The sequence below is a fragment of the Streptomyces sp. HUAS TT7 genome (assembly GCF_051550175.1).
Lineage (GTDB): Bacteria > Actinomycetota > Actinomycetes > Streptomycetales > Streptomycetaceae > Streptomyces.
In genome coordinates, this window is sequence record NZ_CP196175.1 from 8893470 (window position 1) to 8900169 (window position 6700).

The window sequence follows — 6700 nt, forward strand, 5'->3', positions numbered from 1 at the left end:
AGCGAGAGCAGAGGTTGAAGGCCGGAATCGGCTCGCAGCCGCACCAGTTGGGCTTGTACCACTCCCGTAGATCGGTGGCAGCTGTATGCGGTTTGCGGTGTGAGGTTTGCGCGGTTGGCGGTGTCATGGATGGTGTCGGCCTGCCGGTTCTGACGGTGAGGTGCTGCCGGGCGGGTGGACCCGAGGTGGTGATAGTCCATGGCCCAGGTGCCGGACATGGTGGGTGGTGGTGTGGTGCCGCCTGCGTTGGGGCGTGAGCAGGCTGTCGGGCGTCTGCTGGCGCTGGACGGGCGTGGGGAGCTGACGACGGCGCATGTCCGTCTGGCCGCGACGAGTGTGGGGGTGTCGCTGCGGACGGTGTGGCGGTGGCTGCAGGTGGCGCGTGTCGAGGGCCGGGTGGCGCGGAAACGGCGTGGTCGTTTCACGATCACGCCTGAGTTGCATGCCCGGTTGGCGTTGTGGGGTGGGAACGCGGCTGCGGTCCACCGGGAGTTGCTGGCCGAGTCCCGGGCGGTCTCGCCAGATGGCGCCGCGTACGGCGGTGATGGGGGAGAGGCAGGCCTGGGCAAGGGGGTGGGACCGTGCTCCGCGCCGTGTGTACCGGTGCCGTCGTTGGCGACGTTGCAGCGGGCGGTGGTGCGGGATCTGAGTGTGGGGCAGCGTGCGGCTCTTGTGGGCGGGGAGCGGGCGCGGCGTCTGCACGATGTGCATCTGCGGCGGCCGCGGGAGTGGCGGAATACGTGTTGGGAGGCTGATCACAAGCATCTGCCGGTCGAGGTGGTCCTGGACGGGGTGTTGGTGTGTCCGTGGGTGACGTGGTTCATCGACTGCGCGACGAACGCGGTCACGGGGGCTGCGGTGACGCCGCATCAGCCGTCGCGGGACGCGATCCTGGCTGCCTTGCGGATCGCGTTGTCGCGGGGCGGGGCGTACGGGCCGATCGGGGGACTGCCGGGACTGGTGAGGATCGACCAGGGCGCGGATTTCCTGTCGGACACGGTCGGGTCGGCCCTGGGCGCGTTCGCCGTGCCGGTGCAGCGGCTCCCGCCGTACCGGCCGGAGTTGAAGGGCACGGTGGAGAACCTGAACCGGTGTGTGGTGCGGATGTTCTGTGCTGCGCTGCCGCGTTACCGGCACGCTCCGAGTGCGACGCCCAGGCCGCGGCGGGCGGACCGTGATGGGGGTGAGGCGCTGCCGTTCACGGTGTTCGTCGAGTTGCTCCTGGACTGGGTGCATCAGTGGAACACCGCTCACATATCCCAGCCGTTGGGCGGCCGTACGCCGCTTCAGGCGTGGCAGGACGATCCGACGCCCGTCGAGGACGTGGATGCGGGGTTGTTGTGGGCGTTCACGCTGGAGGATGACGGCCGGGTGCGCACGCTCACCGCGAGCGGGGTGCGCTGGCGTAACCGGTATTACGTGGGGGAGTGGATGCACGGGCTGGGCCGCCTGCGGGTGCGGGTGCGGTTCGTTCCGCACCACGACCACGAGATCGAGGTGTTCGACGCCGCTACGGGCACGCATCTGGGGCCGGCGTTCCTGGCGGATGCCGCGACCCATGAGCAGCGCCTGGCGCTGCGCCGGGCCAAGGACGCGGAGCGGCGCCGTCTGGTGAAGGCGCTGGCGGCGGCGGACCACATGCGTTACCGGCGCTACGAGGCGGTCACCGAGCCGGTCGTACCGAAGCAGCTGGGCGCGCTGACCGAGGCCGAGGCACACGAGCGGCTGTCGCGTGCGGCAGAGACAGACCTGACTGCCAAGACGTTGCCGGACCTGATTCCGCCGAGCGCGCCGCCTGATACCTGGGCCCGCCCTGTGAACCGGCCCTCCCACAGCCGACCAACGGCCACGGCTGCCGACTCCGCTGGTCCTGCCGAGCCTGGCGAAGGCAGGGGACCCGTTGCAGCGCCCGCTCCTCCTCCTGACCTCCCGCAGGGGGAGCGGTGAGCGCGGCTGTGCGCCGGGGCCTGCTGCCGTCGGTGCGCGACGACCACTACATGCGGCTGCCCGACGCCCAGGTCGTAGCGACCAAGGCACTGCTCGCCGTGCGGGAGAACGTCCGGGCCGCGATCACGGCGAGAGCGATGATGTGTGTCCACGGCAACACCGGGCATGGCAAGTCGCTGGCAGTCAACGCCTCCCTGCGCGACCTCGCTCCCGAACAGACCTACCGGATCCAGTTCCGCGCCCGCCCCACCACCCGCGACCTGCGCCATGAACTCTTCTACGCACTGCGCCTGCCCGGCCGGCCGCCGCAGCGCCCGATCGAGTTCGACCGGACGCTGCGCGGGGCGCTGGCAGAGGAGTTCCGGGTGGTCGTGTGCGACGAAGCCCAGTGGCTTTCCAAGCACTGTTTCGAATACCTGCGCTACCTCTGGGATGACGTGGACACCGATATGGCCATTGTCTTCACCGGCGGAAACGGCTGTTTCGAGGTCCTGCAGAGCGAGCCGATGCTGGAATCCAGGATTTACGTCTGGCAGGAAATCCCGCGGATGTCCCTGGCGGAAGTCCGGTCGGTGATCCCCGCGTTCCACCCCTTATGGGCCACGGCTCCGGCCGAGCTGATCGCCATGGCGGACACCGAGGCGGCGCACGGCAACTTCCGGGCCTGGGCAAAGATCACCCACATCATGCTCCAGGGCCTGCGCGACACCGACAACAAGGTGGTCGACGAACAGCTCCTGCGCTGGGCCTACAGCAAACTCAAGCACAGGCGCGCCCCGTGATCCTCCTCGACCGCACCCCGGAACCGGTCACCGTGATCGTGGACCGCCGCGACGACCAGGCCTTCACCGCAGCCCTGCTCGCCTCCCACCACCTCGCCCAGGGCCGCATCACCGTGCATCCGCCACCCCCCAGGCCCAGCCCCACCGACCTGGCCTACGAAATCCTCGAGGCCCTCGGCAAGCCTGTCGTCCCCCTGAACAGACAGCGTTGGGGCGCAGCCCCGCCCTGGGCCGTGTCGGCCGCCTGGATCGCAGGACTGCCCGTCACCCGCCTGACCGTCCTGCGTGCCCACCTCCTGCCGCTCCCGGCATGGAAGTACCTGCTCCGGCTGCGCGAGGCCACCGCCGTGCCGCTGACGGTCGTCTTCCACGGCCCACAGCCATACGCCGCTCCCCGAGTCTTCGACGACGTACCGCACGCCCTCATCGACGACCTGGAAACGGTACGTCTGCTCCACCCGCCGGCTCCGCCCGTCCCACCGATCCGCTACCGCACGCCCGGCCGGTGGATCACTCTCCCGGCCCTGGACCGCCTTCCCCACGGCGGCTACTTCCCCGACTGCACCTGCCGTCATCCACCGCCGGCCGTGATCTCCCACGTCGCCCGCCTGAAACCGTTGACTCCCGCCGTACTGAGGGAAATCAGCCACCGGCTGGCAACTCGTACCGCGCACCCCTACCTGGCCGGAGCACTGGCCACTGCCGTCTTCACCGCAGCCGCCGAGTCCCAACTCGCCACCGTCCGCCTCCACGACTACGACCCCGACCGCTCCGAACTCACCCTCCACGACCCCAACCGGGTCACCCACCAAAGGCGTTGCGCAACCCACACCGTTCCACCCTGGGCCCGCCCCCTCATCACCGCCACAGCACACCTCGCCCTGGCCGCTGCGCCCCGCGCGGGCGCGGGGAGACTGCGGCTCTTCCACCCGCCGGCGTTCGCCACCACACCCCTGACCGAGTTCGCCGAACAGTGCCGACTCCGCCCGCCTCACCCCTGGTTCATCCAGCCGTGAGTGCGCACAAGGACCTGACCGGCGTGATCAGGGCTACCGCCCCCATGCGCGGGGCCGGCTTCCCCGCGGAGCTCGCCGTCCGCCTCCAGAGCCCCACGCCCTGACCGCCGGAGGAACACCTCGGTTTCAAGATCCTGTCCGCGCGCACTGGGTGAGACCCCATCCCATCGAGAGGCATGGTGGGGAGGTCAGGCATCCCCTTCTACCCGACTCTCTGCGCCCAATGATCAAGAAGGGTGGGGGCGTGGTCTGCGGGGCGGACAGGGGGCGGGGGTTCGAGTGGCGCGGCGGCCCAGGGCGTCGCGCTGAACGGCCCGAACCTGACCGAGGATGCAGCGAAGCCGATGCCTGGCCATAAGGGCCGGGGATCGGCTTCACTTGAGCAGGCGCGCCAACGCCTGGCTCGGTTTCCCTGCGCGCCGGTTGGAGCCAGTAGCAATCAGGGCGGCTACCGCGGGAGCTACAGGCCGCGTGCCGTGATGACTATGGTGGACCACCATCTCCAAGATCATTTCTCGGTAACCGGCACAATACTGAATCAATGCAGGTCGGAGTCATGCGCGACGGCGGTTACGGAACGTAAGTGTCGGTGCAATATCACTACGTCAACCATCCCCTGGAAGCCCAAAAAGATGCCTTGACCTGCGGTTTTCCAGTGCTGAGCCGCTGTCAGTGGCGCGTGGTAGAGCCTCCTACGAGGCCCTGACCTGCGTCTTTGTTGGTCAACATCGGGACAGACGGTCTTAGCCCTCGACGACGACGTGTACCCGGTGTTCGGAGAGAACGAGTTGGGGCGGTCCTGAGCCAACGGTTTGCTGGAGTGTCGTCTATGGCTTACGGGCTGCCACTCTGTTCGGAACAGGGTCCCCTCTTTGCGTGGAGCGCCAACTCCCTTGAACACAACGGGTGGACCGAAGGTTGGAGCCGAGTAGTACCGTCCGGCGATCTCAAGATCGCCGGACGGTGAAGAGGGAGCGCTACATGGGCGACATGCCCGCTGCCGCAGCAATCGCTGTGGCCACCACACCCGCGTCCAGCATCAACGCCATCACCAGGAGCGCCGCTGAGGCGCCCTCCACGCCCGACATGCCTGCGCACGCCCGCTTCGGGATGCCACACGCCCTGGTCATCATCGCGTGCATCGTCACCGCGGCCGTCCTCACCCAGGTGGGAATGAACGTCGCGAACGCCCTGGAGCTCCTCGCGGGGGCGGGAGGCATCGGCGCCATGATCGTGCTCCTGGTGGTCACCGGCGGAGGCCGCGCCCGCCGTCGCCTCGACCGCCTCGCGCAGGCCTACCGCGCCAGTGCGGAGAACTGACGTGTCCGCCGCAGGGAGGCCCGAAAAGCCCGTCGATCAAACCGTCCCCGCACGCGCGAAGCTCGCGAGCTTCCTGCGCGCCCGCAAGACCGAAGCCGGACTGACCTACCAGCAGATGGCCGACTCCGAGGAAAGCAAGTTCTCGAAGGCCACCTTCGAACGCGCGGCCTCCGGCACGATTCTCCCCTCCTGGAGCACCGTCGAGGCCTTCGTCACCATCGCCACGAACGAAGACTTCACAGACACGCTCGACACCGCTCTGCGCCACAGCCGGAAACTGCTGATCCTCGCGCGCCGCGCGGTACGAGCCCCCTACTACCTGCACAAGGCGCCCGATCCCACTCTGATCGGCGGGAAGGGACATCTTCTTCAGACCCTCCGCGATCAGCACGTGTGGGCCGGCTGCCCCACGCCGGGAGAGATGGAGCGCGAGGCAGGACCTGGTGAGCTGCCGAAGAACACGGCCCGCCGCATCATCAACGGCCGCACCCTGCCGGTCACTCCCCGCCAAGCCATCGCGTTCCTCAAGGCCTGCGAAGTCGCGGACGACGACCTGGAGCTATGGGTCAAAGCTGGAGCCGAAGCCCTCACTCGTGATAACGACCCCAAGAGTTACGAGTGGCGGATTGAAGCCGAGTATTGGACTCGAATCTCAACCCAACCGTCAGAGCTGAAATCTGTTGCGTAGTCAGCCAGAGGATTTTGTGGCCCTGAATCCCAGAGGCTCAGGGCCACAAGTCTCAGAAAGCACCGATCTGCGACAGGGGACAGTTGAATGTGTTTCTCTACCTTGCCTGTTTTTCGTGACTATACATGCTGCATCTTCTGCGGTGTAAGGTTCGAATTAGGGGGCCGTGTCTGTTGCCTGCATGCTGATACAGGAAGAGTGGGCGCGTGAGTTCCGGGAAGAAGGTGGATGTCGGCCATGACTGACGAGTGGTATGTCCTCATTGAGGAGGACACCCGGATATCTGAGCGTCCTGACGGTGTGGATCTGAAGTTGCATCGGTGGATGCTGGTGGGTGCTCACCGGATCGGTCGGGATGAGGCGGAGGCGGTTGTGGCGGCTGAGGACGCGGCGCTGCATTACACGCCACGTGTTCTGGCCCGGCATGCGCGGCCGGGGGATGAGCCGGGCCGGCATGTGTTCCTTGCTCAGGACGGTACGTGGGTGGTGCTGGTGAGGCAGCGTCATCGTGAGTGCCACTTCCGGGTGACCACGGCCCGGCTCATGCATGCGCAGGCAGAGAAGGAGGCACCACCGAAAAACCTGAAGGACAAGGTTCGTGGTGCCTTGGAGGGCCCGCCGCCTCTTGTGAAGCCGTGGGCTCCGCCAGGCAAACGAGAACAAGCCTGACCCCGAGCCCCTCTCTTTGTAGCCAGCTGGGCCCGCGGAGCGGGCCTTGGGCTTGGAGGCGGAGCCGGAAAGCCAGCGGGGGAGCGCAGCGAGTCCGCCAGGCCGAGCAGAGCGAGGCCAAGTCCTAAGCGAAGCGCAGGACTTCAGCTCCCGAAGGGAGCAGCCGAGCAAAGCGAGGCAACTGCATTGCGCAGCAATGCAGTTGCCATGCAGTTCACCAGGGAGCGCAGCGAGCTGGTGACCGCCCCGCGAAGCGGGGCGGTTCTCTGCTCAGCGCG

At 67.6% G+C, this 6700-nt stretch carries 6 protein-coding genes; all 6 read left to right on the forward strand.

The genetic code is table 11. From position 1 onward, the window contains the following. Positions 1–198: 198 nt before the first annotated feature. On the forward strand, positions 199–1947 hold the full coding sequence (locus ACSHXC_RS40535; RefSeq protein ID WP_438289510.1) for a transposase: 1749 nt from the start codon (positions 199–201) through the stop codon (positions 1945–1947). Continuing rightward, positions 1944–2729, forward strand: coding sequence for an AAA family ATPase (locus ACSHXC_RS40540; protein ID WP_438289509.1), 786 nt, complete (start codon positions 1944–1946; stop codon positions 2727–2729). The genes ACSHXC_RS40535 and ACSHXC_RS40540 overlap by 4 nt, the downstream gene beginning before the upstream one ends. Further along, positions 2726–3745: a hypothetical protein gene (locus ACSHXC_RS40545; RefSeq protein ID WP_438289508.1), complete on the forward strand. Its 1020-nt coding sequence runs from the start codon at positions 2726–2728 to the stop codon at positions 3743–3745. Before ACSHXC_RS40540 ends, ACSHXC_RS40545 begins: the two co-directional genes overlap by 4 nt. 981 nt (positions 3746–4726) lie before the next feature. After that, the gene (locus ACSHXC_RS40550) at positions 4727–5065 is read left to right on the forward strand and encodes a hypothetical protein (protein WP_438289507.1); all 339 of its coding nucleotides are present in this window, start codon (positions 4727–4729) and stop codon (positions 5063–5065) included. 1 nt (position 5066) lies between these two features. Then, positions 5067–5753, forward strand: a complete 687-nt coding sequence (locus ACSHXC_RS40555; protein WP_438289506.1) for a helix-turn-helix domain-containing protein — start codon at positions 5067–5069, stop codon at positions 5751–5753. Positions 5754–5990: 237 nt separating this feature from the next. After that, positions 5991–6422 carry a hypothetical protein gene (locus ACSHXC_RS40560; RefSeq protein WP_438296357.1) on the forward strand — a complete coding sequence of 144 codons (432 nt, stop codon included), beginning with the start codon at positions 5991–5993 and terminating at the stop codon, positions 6420–6422. Positions 6423–6700: the final 278 nt, after the last annotated feature.

What these genes read in the sequence shown, in the direction of transcription:
- ACSHXC_RS40535 (WP_438289510.1), top strand. Translation starts at nt 199, where the DNA reads ATGGCCCAGGTGCCGGACATGGTGGGTGGTGGTGTGGTGCCGCCTGCG.
- ACSHXC_RS40550 (WP_438289507.1), top strand. Translation starts at nt 4,727, where the DNA reads ATGGGCGACATGCCCGCTGCCGCAGCAATCGCTGTGGCCACCACACCC.
- ACSHXC_RS40560 (WP_438296357.1), top strand. Translation starts at nt 5,991, where the DNA reads ATGACTGACGAGTGGTATGTCCTCATTGAGGAGGACACCCGGATATCT.